Below are 598 nucleotides of genomic sequence, written 5' to 3'. Positions count from 1 at the left end.
TGCAATTGGGGTTGTTTGGTGGCTGACGGTGACGGCCCGTCCGCGCGGTTTGGACTGAATGGCTTCGGCGATGTTGTCCTGCGTATAGGGATAGCAGACCGGCAGATCGCCGACAGCAAGAAACGGATAGTCGTCGGTGGACAACCCGCGATCCTTGCCGGGCGTCCATTCCTGGGTGCCGTGGGTGCCGAAATGAATAAGCGCGTCTGTCCCACTTACGCGCAGCATCAGATAGGCGGCAAGATAGGCGTGCGGCGGCGGTTCGCTGGTGTCGTGATAACTTGCGCCCGCGGTCGCGCCGCGCGGCGGCTGCGGCATAAGCAACAAGTTTCCTGCCTTATAGCAAGGAATGATGAACTGTTTCTCGCCAGCGATCTCGACGACGGACGGCGCGTTTTCCGGATCGCCCCAGCGCGCCAGAAGCTCGGCGCGGCGCGGTTCGGGAAGCGTCGCAAGCCATGTCTGATAACGCCGCACAGGAAGCGTGGTAGCGAGCCCGGCGTCGCGCAGCGCACGCAACGCCTCGGGATGATAGAGGCCGTGCAGCATCTGCTGCGCAAACCCGATCAGCTTCTGCCCCTGTCCCTTATACACATCT

Annotated in this window: 1 protein-coding gene; it reads right to left on the bottom strand. The window is 62.4% G+C overall.

Translation table 11 applies throughout. The annotated features are described in order from the left end of the window. Positions 1 to 598 (bottom strand): cobaltochelatase subunit CobN (locus DY467_RS25345; RefSeq protein WP_205502822.1); only part of this gene is annotated, 598 nt, incomplete at both ends.

The sequence above is a fragment of the Rhodopseudomonas sp. BR0G17 genome (assembly GCF_010907025.1).
Taxonomy (GTDB): Bacteria; Pseudomonadota; Alphaproteobacteria; order Rhizobiales; family Xanthobacteraceae; genus Rhodopseudomonas; species Rhodopseudomonas palustris_H.
Note: the sequence above shows the minus strand (reverse complement) of the source record. Positions and strands in the feature narration are given on the sequence as shown.